Annotated in this window: 19 protein-coding genes; 12 read left to right on the top strand and 7 right to left on the bottom strand. The window is 75.2% G+C overall.

Annotated features, from left to right (window positions below; translation table 11 throughout):
• Window positions 1-12: 12 nt before the first annotated feature.
• Window positions 13-360: a hypothetical protein gene (locus tag ACZ4WZ_RS08015; RefSeq protein WP_467886566.1), complete on the bottom strand. Its 348-nt coding sequence runs from the start codon at window positions 358-360 to the stop codon at window positions 13-15.
• A gap of 73 nt (window positions 361-433) precedes the next feature.
• Window positions 434-991 carry an NADPH-dependent FMN reductase gene (locus ACZ4WZ_RS08010; RefSeq protein WP_467886563.1) on the bottom strand — a complete coding sequence of 186 codons (558 nt, stop codon included), beginning with the start codon at window positions 989-991 and terminating at the stop codon, window positions 434-436.
• Window positions 992-1126: 135 nt separating this feature from the next.
• On the opposite strand from ACZ4WZ_RS08010, the gene ACZ4WZ_RS08005 reads away from it, so the two are divergent.
• From ACZ4WZ_RS08005 to ACZ4WZ_RS07995, 3 genes are read left to right on the top strand one after another with little or no spacing between them, the layout of a single operon-like run.
• Entirely contained in the window at window positions 1127-1621 is a 495-nt protein-coding gene (locus ACZ4WZ_RS08005) for a MarR family winged helix-turn-helix transcriptional regulator (RefSeq protein ID WP_467886560.1), read from the top strand.
• A gap of 29 nt (window positions 1622-1650) precedes the next feature.
• Window positions 1651-2253 (top strand): SMI1/KNR4 family protein, encoded by a 603-nt coding sequence (locus ACZ4WZ_RS08000; protein WP_467886557.1) that lies wholly within the window; start codon window positions 1651-1653, stop codon window positions 2251-2253.
• Between the two features lie 43 nt (window positions 2254-2296).
• Window positions 2297-2713, top strand: a complete 417-nt coding sequence (locus ACZ4WZ_RS07995) for a GNAT family N-acetyltransferase (protein WP_467886554.1) — start codon at window positions 2297-2299, stop codon at window positions 2711-2713.
• A 22-nt stretch (window positions 2714-2735) separates the two neighbouring features.
• Here the strand turns inward: ACZ4WZ_RS07995 and ACZ4WZ_RS07990 are convergent, their stop codons facing one another.
• The 3 genes from ACZ4WZ_RS07990 to ACZ4WZ_RS07980 are packed head-to-tail and all read right to left on the bottom strand — an operon-like array spanning window position 2736 to window position 6792.
• The gene (locus tag ACZ4WZ_RS07990; protein ID WP_467886551.1) at window positions 2736-4070 is read right to left on the bottom strand and encodes an AAA domain-containing protein; all 1335 of its coding nucleotides are present in this window, start codon (window positions 4068-4070) and stop codon (window positions 2736-2738) included.
• Complete coding sequence (locus tag ACZ4WZ_RS07985) at window positions 4067-5638, bottom strand: hypothetical protein (protein ID WP_467886548.1); 1572 nt, start codon at window positions 5636-5638, stop codon at window positions 4067-4069. Before ACZ4WZ_RS07985 ends, ACZ4WZ_RS07990 begins: the two co-directional genes overlap by 4 nt.
• Window positions 5626-6792, bottom strand: a complete 1167-nt coding sequence (locus tag ACZ4WZ_RS07980; protein WP_467886546.1) for a hypothetical protein — start codon at window positions 6790-6792, stop codon at window positions 5626-5628. Before ACZ4WZ_RS07980 ends, ACZ4WZ_RS07985 begins: the two co-directional genes overlap by 13 nt.
• A 280-nt stretch (window positions 6793-7072) precedes the next feature.
• On the opposite strand from ACZ4WZ_RS07980, the gene ACZ4WZ_RS07975 reads away from it, so the two are divergent.
• Both ACZ4WZ_RS07975 and ACZ4WZ_RS07970 read left to right on the top strand, forming a co-directional pair.
• Entirely contained in the window at window positions 7073-7669 is a 597-nt protein-coding gene (locus ACZ4WZ_RS07975; RefSeq protein ID WP_467886544.1) for a histidine phosphatase family protein, read from the top strand.
• A gap of 43 nt (window positions 7670-7712) precedes the next feature.
• Window positions 7713-8054, top strand: coding sequence for a VOC family protein (locus ACZ4WZ_RS07970; RefSeq protein ID WP_467886541.1), 342 nt, complete (start codon window positions 7713-7715; stop codon window positions 8052-8054).
• A gap of 14 nt (window positions 8055-8068) precedes the next feature.
• On the opposite strand, the gene ACZ4WZ_RS07965 is transcribed toward ACZ4WZ_RS07970, so the two are convergent.
• Window positions 8069-9391 (bottom strand): tetratricopeptide repeat protein, encoded by a 1323-nt coding sequence (locus tag ACZ4WZ_RS07965; RefSeq protein WP_467886538.1) that lies wholly within the window; start codon window positions 9389-9391, stop codon window positions 8069-8071.
• 275 nt (window positions 9392-9666) lie between these two features.
• Between ACZ4WZ_RS07965 and ACZ4WZ_RS07960 the strand changes: the two genes are divergently transcribed.
• The gene (locus ACZ4WZ_RS07960; protein ID WP_467886535.1) at window positions 9667-10149 is read left to right on the top strand and encodes a hypothetical protein; all 483 of its coding nucleotides are present in this window, start codon (window positions 9667-9669) and stop codon (window positions 10147-10149) included.
• 70 nt (window positions 10150-10219) lie between these two features.
• Window positions 10220-11059: a spermidine synthase gene (locus ACZ4WZ_RS07955; RefSeq protein ID WP_467886634.1), complete on the top strand. Its 840-nt coding sequence runs from the start codon at window positions 10220-10222 to the stop codon at window positions 11057-11059.
• A 6-nt stretch (window positions 11060-11065) separates the two neighbouring features.
• Here the strand turns inward: ACZ4WZ_RS07955 and ACZ4WZ_RS07950 are convergent, their stop codons facing one another.
• Complete coding sequence (locus tag ACZ4WZ_RS07950) at window positions 11066-11617, bottom strand: hypothetical protein (protein WP_467886532.1); 552 nt, start codon at window positions 11615-11617, stop codon at window positions 11066-11068.
• A 102-nt stretch (window positions 11618-11719) separates the two neighbouring features.
• Here ACZ4WZ_RS07950 and ACZ4WZ_RS07945 point away from each other — a divergent pair, with 102 nt between their 5' ends.
• The 5 genes from ACZ4WZ_RS07945 to ACZ4WZ_RS07925 all read left to right on the top strand — a co-directional run bounded on the left by ACZ4WZ_RS07945 (window position 11720) and on the right by ACZ4WZ_RS07925 (window position 15204).
• Window positions 11720-12409, top strand: a complete 690-nt coding sequence (locus ACZ4WZ_RS07945) for a response regulator transcription factor (protein WP_388938709.1) — start codon at window positions 11720-11722, stop codon at window positions 12407-12409.
• Between the two features lie 69 nt (window positions 12410-12478).
• Window positions 12479-13855 carry a HAMP domain-containing sensor histidine kinase gene (locus ACZ4WZ_RS07940; RefSeq protein WP_467886528.1) on the top strand — a complete coding sequence of 459 codons (1377 nt, stop codon included), beginning with the start codon at window positions 12479-12481 and terminating at the stop codon, window positions 13853-13855.
• A gap of 88 nt (window positions 13856-13943) precedes the next feature.
• Window positions 13944-14108, top strand: coding sequence for a DUF5993 family protein (locus tag ACZ4WZ_RS07935; protein ID WP_467886525.1), 165 nt, complete (start codon window positions 13944-13946; stop codon window positions 14106-14108).
• Window positions 14109-14120: 12 nt separating this feature from the next.
• Window positions 14121-14762 (top strand): disulfide bond formation protein B, encoded by a 642-nt coding sequence (locus ACZ4WZ_RS07930; protein WP_467886523.1) that lies wholly within the window; start codon window positions 14121-14123, stop codon window positions 14760-14762.
• 142 nt (window positions 14763-14904) lie between these two features.
• Window positions 14905-15204: a hypothetical protein gene (locus ACZ4WZ_RS07925; protein WP_467886520.1), complete on the top strand. Its 300-nt coding sequence runs from the start codon at window positions 14905-14907 to the stop codon at window positions 15202-15204.
• Window positions 15205-15269: the final 65 nt, after the last annotated feature.

Genomic DNA, 15269 nt, shown 5'->3' with positions numbered 1-15269 from the left:
GGCCGGGCGTGCCTAGACGGTGCCGGGGGTGGTGCCGCGCTGGAGGTCCTCGCCGAACTCGATCATCTTGCGGGCGTAGTCCTCGGTCCACTCCGCGATCGCCGCGATGGCCTCCGGCGGGAGCCGGTCGAAGCGCCGGGGGTCCGCCAGCTGGGCCGCCGCCAGGGCCTGGAACTCGACGGCCCGGTCCTGCGCGGCCCGGAAGGCCAGCGTCAGCTCGGTGGCCCGGGTCAGCAGCTCGTGCGGGTCCTCGATCGACTCCAGGTCGAAGAAGTGCTCCGGGTCCGTGACGGCCTCCGAGGGCTCGAAGAGCAGCGGTGCCGGCCGTTGCCTCCGCTCGGTCCGCTCGGGCTCTGCCATGCGTGTCCTCCTGCTGCGCTGCGAACTCCTGGGCCACCCTCCATTGTCCAGCGTCGCGCAAGGGTGCCGTGCGTCAGGCGGCGGCGGGCTCCTTCGCCAGCGCCGCGATGTCGTCCAGCACGCCCGCGACCTCGCCGGCCAGGCCCTCCGGCGCCCCGAAGCCCTCGGCCCCGATCAGCGCGTTGATGCCGGCGACCGCCACGGAGCGCTCGGCGGGCCGCATGCCGAGCTGGGTGAGGACCGGCAGCAGCATCCGGGCGGCCGGGGCGCCGCCGGAGCCGCCCGCGCTGTAGCTGACCAGGCCGACCGGCTTGCCCTGCCACTCGCGGTAGAGGAAGTCGACGGCGTTCTTGAACGGGGCGGTGAACCCGCCGTTGTACATCGGCAGGACGAACACGAACGCGTCGGCGGAGTCGACGAGCGCGCTCCACTCCTGGGTGTGCCGGTGGGTGTAGTTGCCGCTGGAGGCGTACTCCGGCTCGTCCAGGAAGGGCAGGGCGAGCTCCGCGAGGTCCACCGGGACGACCTCGAAGGCGCCATGCTCGCGGGCCTGGCGGGCGACCCACTCGGCGAGGGGCCGTCCGGAGGAGGTGGGGCGGGTGGCGGCGGAAAGGACGAGGAGGCGGGTCATGGCTGAACTCCCTTGGTGTGGAGGTGCGGTGTGCTGATCGCAGTCTGGTTGTTGACGTGTCACCCAGGAAAGTCGCTGCTGCGTGATATGTCAACTAGATAGTTGATGTATCACCAGACTCGTTAGGCTGCCCCCATGACCGACACGCCGGAGCCGGCCCACCCCCGCTGGCTCACCGAGTCCGAACAGCACGCCTGGTACGCGTGGCGCCGGATGTTCCCCCTGGTCGACGCCCAGATCGCGCGTGACCTCAACCTGGACAGCGCCCTGTCCGAGGCCGACTACGACGTCCTCTCGGTGCTCGGCTCCACGGAGGGCCACCGCATGCGGATCAGCGCCCTCGCGGTGCTGATGCAGTGGTCGCGCAGCCGCCTCTCCCACCAGATCAGCCGGATGCAGCGGCGCGGCCTCGTCCGCCGCGAGGAGGTGGCCACCGACGGCCGGGGCGCCGAGGTGGCACTCACCGCCGAAGGGCTGGACACCATCAACGCGGCGGCCCCGCTGCACGTGGAATCCGTACGGCGGCACCTGATCGACGTCCTCACCCCGGAACAGCTGCACGCCCTCGCCGACGCCGGCGAAACCCTCCGCCGCCACTTCGGCATCGCCCGCAAGGACAACCCCGGATAGCCGCCGCGGTCACCTCGTAGGCTCGTGGCATGCACCCGCCCGCCACCCGACGACCCCCGTTGAACGAGGACGAGATCGCCGACGCCGAACACGCGCTCGGCGTCCGCTTCCCCGCCGACTACCGGGCGTACCTGCGCGGCGCGGACACCGGCGGATTCGGCGTGGTGCGCACCGGCGACGGCTGGCGCTGGCCCGGGGACGACGTACTGCGCCCCGACCTGCTGTCCGAGCCGTTCCCGCCCCCCGACTCGTACGTGGAGGCCGACGCCGCGCTGGAGGACCGCGAGCCGCGCGAGGCGGACTTCCCCGACCCCGCCGTGCTCACGGCGGCGTGGAACGCATGGGACGCGGAGTGCGAGGTGTTCGAGAACCGGCGGACGGCGGGCGCGATGCGCCTTCAGGAGCACGGCTGCGGCTTCGCCACTCTGCTGGTGATATCGGGGCCGCTCACCGGCACGATGTGGTGGGACGGACGCGCCTCGTGCGGGCTCATCGTCCCGCTCTCCCTCGACCACGCGGGCGGGGCCCGGCCGGTCACTTTCGGCGAGTGGCTCGGCCGCGACTCCTGGGACCTGCTGCCGCCCGGCTGGGGCCCGGGCTCCGGGTCCGGCTCGGGGTCCGCCGCCGGCTGATATCCGCTGGCCCGGCTCCGGCGGGCGGTGCTTGGATGGCCCGATGGACGGCTACGAGATCTCCACCGACCCGGACCGGCTCGACAACGCCCTGGTCCACCGCTGGTTGTCGCAGGACGCGTACTGGGCCCTGGGCCGCAGCCGCGAGAGCCACGACCGGGCCGTCGGGTCCTCCCTGAACTTCGGCGTGTACGACAGCGTTTCGGGTGCCCAGCTCGGCTACGCGCGGATCGTCACCGACCGGGCCACCTTCGCCTGGCTCTGCGACGTGTACGTGGACCCGGCCGCGCGGGGCAAGGGCCTCGGCGCCGCCCTCGTCGAAGCGGTCAAGGCCCACCTGGCCCCGTACGGACTGCGCCGGATCATGCTGGCCACCGCCGACGCGCACGAGGTCTACGCCCGCGCCGGCTTCGAACCGCTGGCCACCCCCGCCAAGTGGATGGCGTTCGGGGAGCAGTAGCCCTCCAGGCGCCGGGCACGCCCTACGGCCGCCACCGGACGCGGTGGTCGGACCAGGAGTCCCACGTGGTCATCATCGCCTCCCACCCGTCCGGGAACTTCACCGTCACGCCCAGCTGCACCGGTTCCGTCGACGGGTGGTCGTCCAGCAGCTCCGCCACTCCCGCCCGGGCCACCACCACACAGGCGTGCCGGTGCCGCGAGGCCAGGACGCACAGGCGGCCCGTCTCCAGGTGGAAGGCCGTCGCGTCGGGGCGGCCGGACAGGGGGTGCAGGACCACCGTGAGGTCGTACTCGCGGCCCTGGAGCCGGTTCGCGGTGTCGACCGTGACGCCCGCGACGCCCAGGGCCGCCAGGGCCGTGCGCACCGCCGCGGCCTGGTCGCGGTGGGCCGTGCCGACGGCGATGCGGGCCGGGGTCAGCGGGGAGGGGGCGGGGGACCGCTCGTCCGAGGTGACCGCACCGCGGTCCAGGGCGCGCCGCACCACCAGGGCCACCGCCCGCACCGCCTCCGGGTCCGTGCGCGGGGTGTGCCGCGCGGGCAGCTCCAGCAGCCCCCAGCCCGACGCGGCGGCCTCGTCCAGGACGCGGTCCGGGCCCGAGCCGTCGCCCGCGACCCCGTACGCGAGACGGCGCTCGCCGGGGCCGGTGCCGCTGCGGAACTGCGAGTAGGGGTAGAAGGCGCGCGAGACCAGCGGCGCGGCCGTCGCCGGGAGCCGCCACGACACCGGCAGCCGGTGCTGCGGCAGCTGTGGGTTGTGGGCGAGGAGGGTGGAGACGGCGCTCGCCGAAGGGTCGTACGACAGGCCGGCCCACTGCTCCGCGCCGACCACGCTGAACGGGTCCAGCTGCCCCGGGTCGCCCACGAACAGCGCCCGCTCGAACAGTCCGGCCACGGCCAGCAGCGCGTCGGAGCGCATCTGGTAGGCCTCGTCGACGATGGCGTGCTCCCACGGCTCGGCGTCCTTGACGTACGCCCACTTCGCGGCCGTGGAGATCGTGATCGGCAGCTCGGCCAGCTCCGCCGGCTTCGCGGAGAGGGTGACGGACGGCAGGTCCCGCAGCGCCGGGTCGTAGGCGTCGGCGTCGCTGCTGTGCAGCCGGCCCACCTTCAGCTCCGGGTCCTTCTCGGCGAGCCGCAGCACCAGGTCGTCCACCTGGGCGTTGGTCTGCGCGACCACCATCAGCCGGCGCCCGGCGGCGGCCAGCTCCCGGGCGGCCCGCACCACGAGCGTCGACTTGCCGGCCCCGGGCGGGGAGTCCACGACGACACCCCGCTCGGTGCCGTGCAGGGTGTCGTGGAGGATGGCGGCGGTGGCCCGGTCGGCGGCCGCGGCCGGGTCGAAGGCGGTGGTCACAGCAGGTCCTCGTCGGTCACGGCGTCCAGGGCGGGAGCGGTCCGGGAGCCCGGCGGGCCGCCGTGCGTCCAGGGGGTGTTCTCCGGGTCGGGCAGCTTCGGGCCGCCGCGCGCGTCGTGCTCGAAGAGCGTCCAGCAGTCCCGGTCGCCCTTCTGCGGCACCGAGCCCGCCACCGGCTCCCGGCCGGCGCCCATCTTGTCGAGCACGCGCAGCACCAGCTGCCCGTCGTCCTCGTACCGCACGAACTCGAAGGCCTGCTGGCGGCCGTCCAGGGACCGGTACACCTTGCCGCCGCCCTCGTCCGCCAGCTGCGGCCGGTCCTCGGTGGCCACCGTCACCAGCGGGCGCGGCCGGGGCCGCTTGCCCTCCGTCCACTCCATCAGCACCTCGGTGACCTCACCGGCGAAGGCCTCGCCCGCGAACCGCCGGCCCGCCATGACGAGCGGGTCGTCCAGCGCCTCCTGGGCGTCGAGCCGTACCTGTTCGGTCTCCCGCGTGGCCAGCTTCTGGGCCGCCGTCACCGCGTCGTCGCGGCGCGGCTGCGGCGGCTCGCCGGCCCGGACCCGGTCGCGGTGGCCGGTGAACGACCAGCGGTCGCGGGTCCAGCGCTCCTCGGCACGTTCGCCCGGCGGCAGGGTGCGCAGCAGCTCGATCGCCTGCCAGGTCTGCGACCAGGCGGGCCGCATCTGGTCCAAAACCAGCCGCCGGACCGCCCGCTCGGCCGCCCGCACCGCATCGCCGTCGCGGGGTCCGCCCGCCGCCCGGGCCGCGTCGTACCTGGCGATCGCCGGCGCCAGCAGCTTGTTGTCGAATGCCGGGTCGGTGGCCGGGCCGGACGGCGGCACCAGCAGCTGCCCGTCTCCGTCCCGCGCGAGCTCCACGCGCAGCGCCCGCTCCGCCCCCGAGACGCCCTCCGGCGGGTCGATCCACGCGAGGAGCGCCCCCAGGTGCTGGTCCTCCAGGCTGCTCTGGCCGGTCGCCCAGTGCCGGGCCAGCAGCTCCGTGGCGGACAGCAGCATCGAGGAGCCGGGGACCCGGGAACGCTCGGCGAGGTGCGTGAACCAGCGGCCCAGCAGCGGCACCTGAGTGGGCGCCGGGTACGGGTTGTCGGGGTCCTCCTCGGCGGTCCGCCGGAACCGCATCGACCGGCCCAGCAGGCGCACGTACTCGATGCCGGCCCGGCTCGGTACGACGATCTGCGGCGCGTCCACGCACAGTTCGGCCTCGACCTTGACCTTCCTGCCGGTCTCCGGGTCGGTCTCGGTGCGCTCGGCCGGCTCGACGACGTCCGCGTACGCGTCCACGTACGCCATCACCTCGGCGGCCAGGGCGGCCAGGAACTCCCAGCGCAGGTCCCGGTCGCGCGGCTGGGGTATGACGAAGACCCGCGGGTCCTGCGGGTCGGTGCCCAGCATCGCGCCGAGCGGCGCGCCCGCCTCACCGGCGGTGGTCAGCGGTACGAGGACCAGCGGCCGCCCGCTCAGATGGCGGTGCCGTACGGTCGCGAGCGGCCGGGCGCGGCCCGCGCGGACCGCCTCCAGCCGGGCCAGGGTGCTCAGCAGGGGCATTCGGGGGTCTCCGGGGCCTGGTACGGGGGTCGGGCGGCGGCCGGCTCCAGCGCCTCGGCGCGCAGCCGGGCCGCCTGGCGCAGCGCCTGGGCGGTGGCATCGCCCTCGGGGCCCGCTCCGGCGGCCGCCGCGAGGGCCGCCTCGACGGTGGCGAGGCCGCCCAGCTCCCCCCGGACGGAACGGCCGAGCGCGGCCGGCTCCCCGGCGGCGCGGGCCCGCTCCCGGCAGTGGAAGGCCAGTTCGCAGGCGGCGAGGCACTCGGGGGCGTAGGAGGCGGAGACCGCCGAGACGGCCTCGGTCAGCTCGGCGGCGGGCCGCGCGGGGTCGAAGCACAGCCCCGGCGGCAGCCCCTCGGCCAGCTCCTCCACCCGGGTCAGCCGCTCCAGCTGGCGGCGGGTGACCGACCGCTCCCGGCGGATGTCCACGGGCGCGGCGGTGGGCAGGTTGGAGAAGTCCTTCGGGCAGACGAGCAGCACCTGGTGGCCGACCTCGGCCCCCTCCAGCTTCCCGGCGGTCTGTTCCAGGGCCAGCACGTACACGGCGGCCTGCCGCGCGGCGGCCCCCACCTTCGCGGCGTCGGCGGCCCCGTCGATCATCGGGAACGACTTGATCTCCACCACGGTCCAGCGGCCGTCGGGGTGCACCACGACGGCGTCGGGCTCCAGGTACGCGGGGGTGCCCGCCACCTCCAGGGCCAGCATCGGATGGTCCAGCAGCGTCCACGTCCGCGCGGCGGTGGCCTCCCGCAGGGCCAGCGCCGTCCGCGCGGCACGTCCCTCGGGCCCGGCGGCGGTGAGGTCCGGCACCCGGGAGTGCGGCCCGGGCGGCTCGGCCCCGCCGCCGAGGCGTGCGTGCGTCAGCCGCAGCAGTTCCGCTCCGCCGTCGGCCTTGACCTTGGCCTCGAAGGAGTTGCCGCGCACGATCGCGAACTGCGACTGCCCGAAGGCGGCGGGGGAGCCCAGGGCGGCCGCGAGCGCGGTCTTGTCGATGCCGGCGCCGTCGAGGAGGGCCCGTCTGCCGCAGCCGGGGTTGGCGGCGAGCGCGGCGAGGGCCCGGGCGTCGAGCGGTCGGGGCGGCACGGCGGGGCCGCGCAGGTCGGCGAGCCGTTGCCGCAGTGTCGTCTGGGGCGGGCCGGCGGGCGGGTAGGAGCTCACGGGCGGAAGTGTCCCATCCGCCACTGACAATCGTGGTCATACGGCTGAAACGAGCCGGTCGTCCGCCCGGTGTCCGCCGCGCGGCCCGCCGGGGAACGAGCCGGTCGTCCTCCCGGCGGTCTCCCGGCGTGCGCCTCCCGGGCGCCCCCGGCCGCTCCTGCCCGCCCCTTCCGCCGTCCCGCCGACCGGCCCGGACGTCCCCGTTTCCCGTCGGGGATGATGGACGGACGACCCCATCGCCCCTGGAGGGGTGAACCCCCAAGGACCGGGAGAAACACAGATGGCCCCCCGCATCCTGCTGGCCCGCCACGGGCAGACGGCATGGTCCCGGCTCGGCAAGCACACCGGACGCACGGACGTGCCGCTGCTGGAGGAGGGCAGGCTGGGGGCGAAGCGGCTGGGCGAGCGCCTGGCCCGGGAGCCCTGGGCGGACCTGCGCGGCCTGGAGGTGCGCACCAGCCCGCTGGTCCGCGCCAGCGAGAGCTGCGACCTGGCCGGTTACGGGGCGCAGGCCGACCCCTGGGACGCCCTCATGGAATGGGACTACGGCGACTACGAGGGCATGACCCCGGCCGAGATCCAGGCGGTCCGGCCCGGCTGGCTGATCTGGCGCGACGGGGCCCCCGGCGGCGAGTCCGTCGCCGACGTCGCGGCGCGCGCCGACGAGGTCGTGGCCTGGGCCCGCTCGGCGGAGCGCGACGTCCTCGTCTTCGCCCACGGCCACATCCTGCGCACCCTCGCCGCCCGCTGGCTCGGCTTCGAGGCCTCCTTCGGCGCCCGCATCCGGCTGGAGCCCACCTCCCTGTCGGTCCTGGGCTGGGCTTACGGCGCCCCGGCGCTGGAGCGCTGGAACGACACGGGGCACCTGGAGGGCTGACCCCAACTCCCGTCCGGCGGCGCCCCTTTGGGATGATCGCAGTATGACGATCAGCTCAGTGGTGCTGCGCCGGCGCGTGGCCGACCTGGAAACGGCGGCGGCCTTCTACGAGAAGCTCACCGGGGAGCCGGCCTCCCGGTTCGCCTTCGCCGGCCTGGAACTGGCCGCCACCGGCCCCTTCCTGCTCTTCGCCGGGCCGGACGAGGCCGCCGGGCGGTTCGCCGGGGTGGCGGCCACCCTGGCCGTCGCCGACCTGGACGCCGCGGTGGCCGAGGCCCGCGGAGCCGGTGCCGAGGTGGTCGCCGCTCCCGCCGTGACCCCGAACGGGCGCCGGGCCGTACTGCGCCACCCCGACGGCGGGGTCTTCGAGTACGTCGGAGCCTGACGGGGAGGGCTCGTTCAGGCCTGGGCGTGCCGGGCCAGGAAGGCGCCGACGCGCGGGGAGCGCTGGTGCGGGACCAGGGTGCGGGCCGTGCCCGCCAGCATCGACCTGATCCGGGTCGAGCGGACCTCGGCCAGCAGGTCCAGTGCCCGTCCGCCCGCCCAGGCCGCCTCGTCGGGTGCGCCCGCCCGGGCCAGGTCGTCGGCGAGCTCCGCCGTGTAGAGGGCCACGTTCCGCGCGAAGTGGGGGTCCTGGAGGTCGGCCGCGCGCCGGGCGTGCCGGGCCGCGCGGGCGTGCTCCCCGAGCGCGGCCCAGCAGCGGGACTCCAGCGATTCCAGCTCCGCCTCGCCGAAGAAGGACATCCACTCCGGGTCGGCGGGCGATGCGCCCCGCGCGAATTCCGCGTGCGCCCGGGCCAGGGACTCCTCGCACGCCCTGCGGTCGCCGAGCCCAGCCCAGCCGCCCGCCTCGCGCAGCGCCAGCAGCGCGAGCAGCCGGGGCGAACCCAGCGAGCGGGCCGCGTGCCGGCCCGCCTGGGCGGCCCGCACCGACTCGCGGGGGCGGCCGCGGTCCCGGGCCAGGAAGGCCATGTTGCTGAAGGCGTGCGCCTCCAGGGCGGCGTCGCCCGAGACCCGGGCGGTGGCCAGGGCCTCGGCGTAGTGCGAGCGGGCGTCCTCGAAGCGGCCCGAGTCGTGCGCCAGCCAGCCCACCGAGACGGCCAGTTCCCCGGCCCCGGCGTGCAGCCGGTCCTCGGTGGACTGCCGGGTGGCGCCCGCGTCGAGCAGGGCGTAGGCGGTCTTCAGGGGCTGTGCCGCCCGCCGGTAGAGGGCGTCGGCGCCGTGCCGGTCGTCCAGGAGCCTGATCTGGCGTACCGCGTCCTCGACCGCGGCGGCCTCGGCCTCACCGGCGCGGGAGGGGATCCGGCGGCCGTCGCCGAGCAGGGTGAGGCTGAGGGTGGCGGCCGCCACGGTGGCGGAACCGCCGGTCATGAACGCGCGGCGCAGCACGTCGCTCTCCTTGGAACGCCGGACGAGGTGGGTGAGGACCTGGGGCGCGGGCCGCGCGCGCTGCGCGGAGCGGCCGCGCACGGTCTCGCGCGGGGAGAAACCGAGGTCGGCCAGGGTGCGGCCGGGGAACATGTGGAGGAAGACGCGTTCGTAGGCGTAGTTGGGACAGCGGATCTCGCCGGACTCGACCCGGCCGATGTAGCGGGCGTCGCAGGAAACCGTTTCGCCGATCTCCCGGGCCGCGCGCCGGACCAGGGCCGCGAATTCGGCCGGGGAGCGCTGCCCGCGGAGCCTGCGGAAGGAGGAGTTGGGTGAGTGGGGGGACGCCGCCATGGACGTGTGCCTCTCTGGACGATCCCAAGGGGTCCCGCAGGACCCCCTTCGATCCCTGTCGGTCTCGCCCCGGAGTCAGGGCTCCGGCGCGCACGAACGTACCGCCGCCGACGGGCGCTTGATGTGGTGTTTGGCTACAAAACGGATATCTCACCCGCGATCCGCCATGAACTGCCATCCTTTGCGGCGTCTTGCCGCCGCACCCGTTGACGCTTCCGTGCGTTGAACCCATGCGGATACGGATCGAGGAGGGGTTCCCCTTGGTGGAGGCCGGCATGGACAGCATCGGAACGAACACCGCGGCCGGGCCCGGCGCGGCCTCCCCGGCTCCGAGCCCGGTCCCGGGTCCCGTCCATCCGCACGCCGCGCCGCCCCTCCCGCCGCCGGCCTGCCCCGCGGCCCCGGACCTGGTGACCGTGCCCACCCGCCAGGGGCTGGAGGCGGTGGACATCATCCGCCGCGGGGCCGGCCTGGCGGCCCCCGGCGTCGGCCCGGTGCTGCACGACGGCTCCGGCGACACCCTCGGCTTCCTCGTCCCGCCCGGCACCGCCGACGCCTGGGACCTGCCCGGCAGTGCCTGTACGCAGACCAACGGGCGCGGCATGCGCTTCGGCGACGCCGTCTCGCCCGCCTCCGGCGGCAGCACGGGCTGGCTGCTGCCCCCCGAGGCCGTGGGGCCGGTCACCGACCCGGACGTGCTGCGCGCCGCGCTCGGCGAGGCGGCCCGGCTGATCGAGGCGGCCGACAACTGCCGCTGAGGCGCTGACCAGCCATAATGAGGGAGTGGCAGGCAAGGGCAAGGGCAGCAGGGGCAACAGGGGCGGCGCGATACCGGACGCCGGGCCGGTCGTCGGGCAGGTGGGCGGCGGGCTCGCCGAGCTGGCACCGGACCGCGAGCGTTCCCGTGCCTGGACCCTGCTGATCGACGGGGCGCCGCAGTCCCATGTGGACCTGGACGACCCCGCCCGGCTGGACTTCGCCTACCAGCGCCGGATCGGCCACCTGATCGACCTCGCCGCGCCCGCCCGGCAGCCCCTGAACGTGGTGCACCTGGGCGGCGGCGCCTTCACCCTGGCCCGCTACACGGCCGCCTCCCGCCCCCGCTCCACGCAGCAGGTGGTGGAGATCGACGCGGCCCTGGTGGCGTTCGTACGGGAACACCTGCCGCTGGACCCCCAGGCGCGGATCCGCGTACGGGCCGTGGACGCGCGGGCGGGGCTGGCGAAGGTGCCGGACGGCTGGGCGGACCTGGTGATCGCGGACGTGTTCAGTGGGGCGCGCACGCCGGCCCACCTGACCAGCGTGGAGTTCCTGGACGACGTACGCCGGGCCCTCGCGCCCACCGGGTGGTACGTGGCCAACCTCGCGGACGGTCCGCCGCTGGCGCACCTGCGGGGCCAGGTCGCCACCGCCGCTTCGCGGTTCGCCCGGCTGGCGCTGGCGGCGGATCCCGTGGTCTGGCGGGGGAAACGTTTCGGCAATGCGGTGCTCGTGGCCTCCGACCAGGAGCTGCCCGTCGCGGAGTTCACCCGCCGCGTGGCGAGCGACCCGCACCCCGGCCGGGTCGAGCACGGCCGCGCCCTGGCCGACTTCACCGGCGGTGCGGCCCCGGTCGCCGACGCCTCGGCGGTGGCCTCCCCGCAGCCGCCGCCCTCGGTCTTCCGCTGACCCGCCCTACGGGTCGACGATCTCCACCGCCGGCGGATGGTCGTGCCAGGTGCAGAACACCGACACCTCGCGGCTGCCCTGGGTGAAGGTGACCCGGATCCAGAAGTCCTGCTTCCACACCTGCATCCGCCAGCCCGCCTCCGGGGTCGCCGAGACCAGCCCGGCCGAAGAGGTCCCCAGGTCGAAGACGACCCGGCCGCCCGACACCGAGTAGTTCTTCACCGTGCCCGACCCGCCGCCCTGGCCGCCCTCCGGGGACGGGCGCCGGCCGGGCGGCGGCGCCTGCTGCGGCTTCGCCGGCGACGACGCGCCCGCACCGGCCGACGGGGGCGGGGCCGCCGACGGGGGCGCGGAGGGCGGAGCGGAAACGGAACCCGAAGGGCCCGGCGACGGCGTCGGGTCCGGCCCCCGCGTGGCGGACGACAGCGCCGGTCCGCCGGGCCTCCCGGCCGTCAGCGGCACCGCGCGCGGGGGATCGTAGGCGGTCCCGGACAGCACGGTGTGCACACCCCACCACGACAGGGTCGCCGCGGCGGCGGTCGCCAGCACCCAGGCCATGGCATGTACAGGTCCTCGTCGCATCAGGGCACATACTGCACCACCCGTCACAGACCCGGCCCGGCACCTCCCCGGGTCCTCCGGATGGACTACGGTGCGCCCATGGCTAGTGTGCTCGTGGTCGAGGACGACCAGTTCGTACGTTCCGCCCTCATCCGGCACCTGACCGAGGCCTCGCACACCGTCCGGAGCGTCGGCACGGCCCTGGAGGCCCTGCGCGAAGTCGCCCACAACCCCTTCGACGTCGTCATCCTCGACCTCGGACTGCCTGACCTCGACGGCTCCGAGGCCCTGAAGATGCTGCGCGGCATCACCGACGTACCGGTCATCATCGCCACCGCCCGCGACGACGAGGCCGAGATCGTCCGGCTGCTCAACGACGGCGCCGACGACTACCTGACCAAACCCTTCTCCGTCGAGCACCTCTCCGCCCGGATGGCCGCCGTCCTGCGCCGCGCCCGCGCCGCCGCCGGAGCCGAACCGCCCTCGCGCGTGCTGCGCGTCGGCGGGCTCGCCATCGACCCGCTGCGCCGCCAGGCCGAGCTCGACGGCGCGGTGCTCGACCTCACCCGGCGGGAGTTCGACCTGCTGGCCTTCCTCGCCGGACGCCCCGGAGTGGTCGTGGCCCGGCGCGAGCTGCTCGCCGAGGTCTGGCAGCAGTCGTACGGGGACGACCAGACCATAGACGTGCACCTGTCCTGGCTGCGCCGCAAACTCGGGGAGACCGCCGCCCGGCCCCGCTACCTGCACACCCTGCGCGGCGTCGGCGTGAAACTGGAGCCACCGCTGTGAGCCGCACCGCGGAGAGCCGCACCGCCGTGAGCCGGACACCCGTCAGGCGGGCGCCGTGAGGCGGACGCCGTGAGGTGGGCGCTGGTCAAGGTGTGCCTCGCCGTCACGACCATGGTGGTCCTGGCCTTCGCGGCGCCGCTCGCGATGGTCGTGCGGGAGATGGCCAGCGACCGGGCCTTCTCCAACGCCGAACGGCAGGCCGCCACCATGGGGCCGACCCTGTCCATCACCACCGACCCGGCTCAGCTGCGCCGGGCCGTGGAGTCCACCGAGATGGGCGCCGCCGGGCGGATGGCCGTCCACGTGCCGGCGATCGGCGGCGCCGCCGCCGTGGACATCGGCGACGGCCGCGCCGGAGCGCACGCGGTGGCCGAGACCCGCTCCCTGGGACGGGCGACCACCGCCGGCGTCCCCGGCGGGGGTTCGGCGCTGCTCCAGCCCGTCGCCCTCGGCTCCGGCGACATCGCGGTGATCGAGATCTACGTGCCGGAGAGCGAGGTCAGCAACGGGGTCACCACCGCCTGGGTCATCCTCGGCGGGGTCGGGCTCGCCCTCGTCATCGGCTCGGTCGCCGTCGCGGACCGGCTCGGCGCCCGCCTGGTGCGCCCCGCAGAACGGCTCGCGGACGCCGCGCACCAGCTGGGTGAGGGCAAGCTCGGCGCACGGGTCCCCGAGGACGGGCCCAAGGAACTCCGCTCGGCGGCCGTCGCGTTCAACTCCATGGCCGACCAGGTCGTCGAACTCCTCGCCAACGAGCGGGAGCTCGCCGCCGACCTCTCCCACCGGCTGCGCACCCCCCTGACCGTGCTGCGGCTCAACGCCGCCTCCCTCGGGGACGGCCCGGCCGCCGAGCACACCCGGGCGGCGGTGGAGCAGCTGGAACGGGAGGTCGACACGATCATCCGTACCGCACGCGAACAGCGCCCGCCGGCCGCCGCGGCCACCGCCGGCTGCGACGCCTCCGAGGTGATACGCGACCGGATGGCCTTCTGGTCGGCGCTCGCGGAGGACGAGGGCCGCGAGGTCCGGCTCGCCGGCGTGGACCGCACCGTACGCGTCCCCGTGGCCCGCCCCGAGCTGGCGGCGGCCCTCGACGCGATGCTCGGCAACGTCTTCCGGCACACCCCGGAGGCCACCCCCTTCGCGGTGGACGTGCACGACGCCGGGGACGCCGTCATCGTCCTCGTCTCGGACGCCGGCCCCGGTATCGCCGACCCGGCCGCCGCCCTGCGGCGCGGCAACGACGGAGCCCGCGACGGCTCCACCGGGCTGGGCCTGGACATCGTGCGGCGGGTCGCCGAGTCCACGGGCGGCGACGTACGGCTGGGGCGCTCGGTCCTCGGGGGGACCGAGGTACGGGTGTGGATCGCGCTGGACGACCGGGCCCGGGGCGGCGAGCGCGGGGCGCGCGGCCGGCGCGGCCGCCGCAAGCACCGGGGCGGCTGACCCGGGCACCGGGGCCCGGCGGGGCAACCGGCTGACCCGGGGGCGCGCCTCGCGGGGCGGAAGTCCGCAGGTCGGTACGGTCCGCCCCATGGACACCCTCATCTTCGGCGGGATCCTCGCCACCCTCGTCACCATGTACCGGGACACCTCCCGGACCGTGGTGGTCGGCGCCTGGTGGACCATGCTGGTCGCCGTCCTCCTGCTGATGGCGCACCACATCACCAGCGGCCTCGCCCTCGACCTGAGCTACTGACCCGTGGCCACGATGAGCAGCCTCCTGCCGGAGGCGCCACTGGAGAGCGGCCTGCTGGCGCGGGTCCAGTACTGGTTCGCCTGCTTCTTCGCCGCCGGCTGGACGGCGGTCGTCTGCGGCGGCCTCTTCTACCAGTTCGGACTGTGGGAGTACCCCTGCCCGCTCTGCGTCGTGCAGCGGATGTTCATGCTGCTGGCGGCGATCGGGGCCGGGTACATCGTCCGCACCGCCCTCACCGTCGGCGTGGTGACCGGCCGGGACTACATGACGGGCTGGGGCATGGCCCTGGTCGCGGTGATGGGCGGCTCCTTCACCGCGTGGCGGCAGACGATGCTGCACATCCTTCCCGGGGACAAGGGCTACGGCAGCACGGCGCTGGGTCTGCACCTGTACGTGTGGGCGTGGATCCTCTTCTCCGCCTCGGTCGTCGCGATCGGCGTCGTCCTCGCCCTCGCCCACGCCACGGCCGGGCGGACCGTACCGACCGCCGCCCCCGGCCCGCACCGGACGGCGGGCATCCTCGTACTGGCCTTCCTCGGCCTGGTCCTCGCCGTCAACGTCGTGGCGGTGTTCCTGGAGGAGGGCTTCCACTGGTTCCTGCCGGACGACCCCGCCCGGTACCAGTTCTTCTACGACGTCGGGATCCTGGACTGAGACGTTCCGCCGGACCGCGGCCACGGACCGCGCGCCCCACCGTTCGCGTCCGCGCGGCCGGCGCCTTCCGCCCGGACGGGGGCGCACAGGTTGCGGCGTCCCCGTGCCGCGCCGAGGGTGGCCGTGACGGAAGGAGCCACGCATGAGAGTCATGCTCAGGGCCCACATGGACACGGCCGCCACCAACGAGGGCATCAAGACCGGATCCCTGCCCAGGGCCGTGAAGGACCTCATGGAGAAGATCAAGCCGGAGGCGGCCTACTTCGGCCTTCACGAGGGCGTGCGCTCCTGCTGGATGGTCTTCGATCTCCAGGACAGCGCGCAGCTGCCGGCGATCCTCGAGGACCTCTTCCTCCAGTTCAACGCCGAGCTGGAAGTGAGCCCCGTCATGAACGCGGAAGACCTGGCGAAGGGCCTGGCCGCGATGCGGACGTCACCGTAGGGCCCGCCGCACGGGACCCGGCCCGCCGGCGGAGCCGATCGCCCACGGGCCGGCGCGGGGACGCA

The sequence above is a fragment of the Streptomyces sp. NPDC029122 genome, from assembly GCF_055569445.1.
Note: the sequence above shows the minus strand (reverse complement) of the source record. Positions and strands in the feature narration are given on the sequence as shown.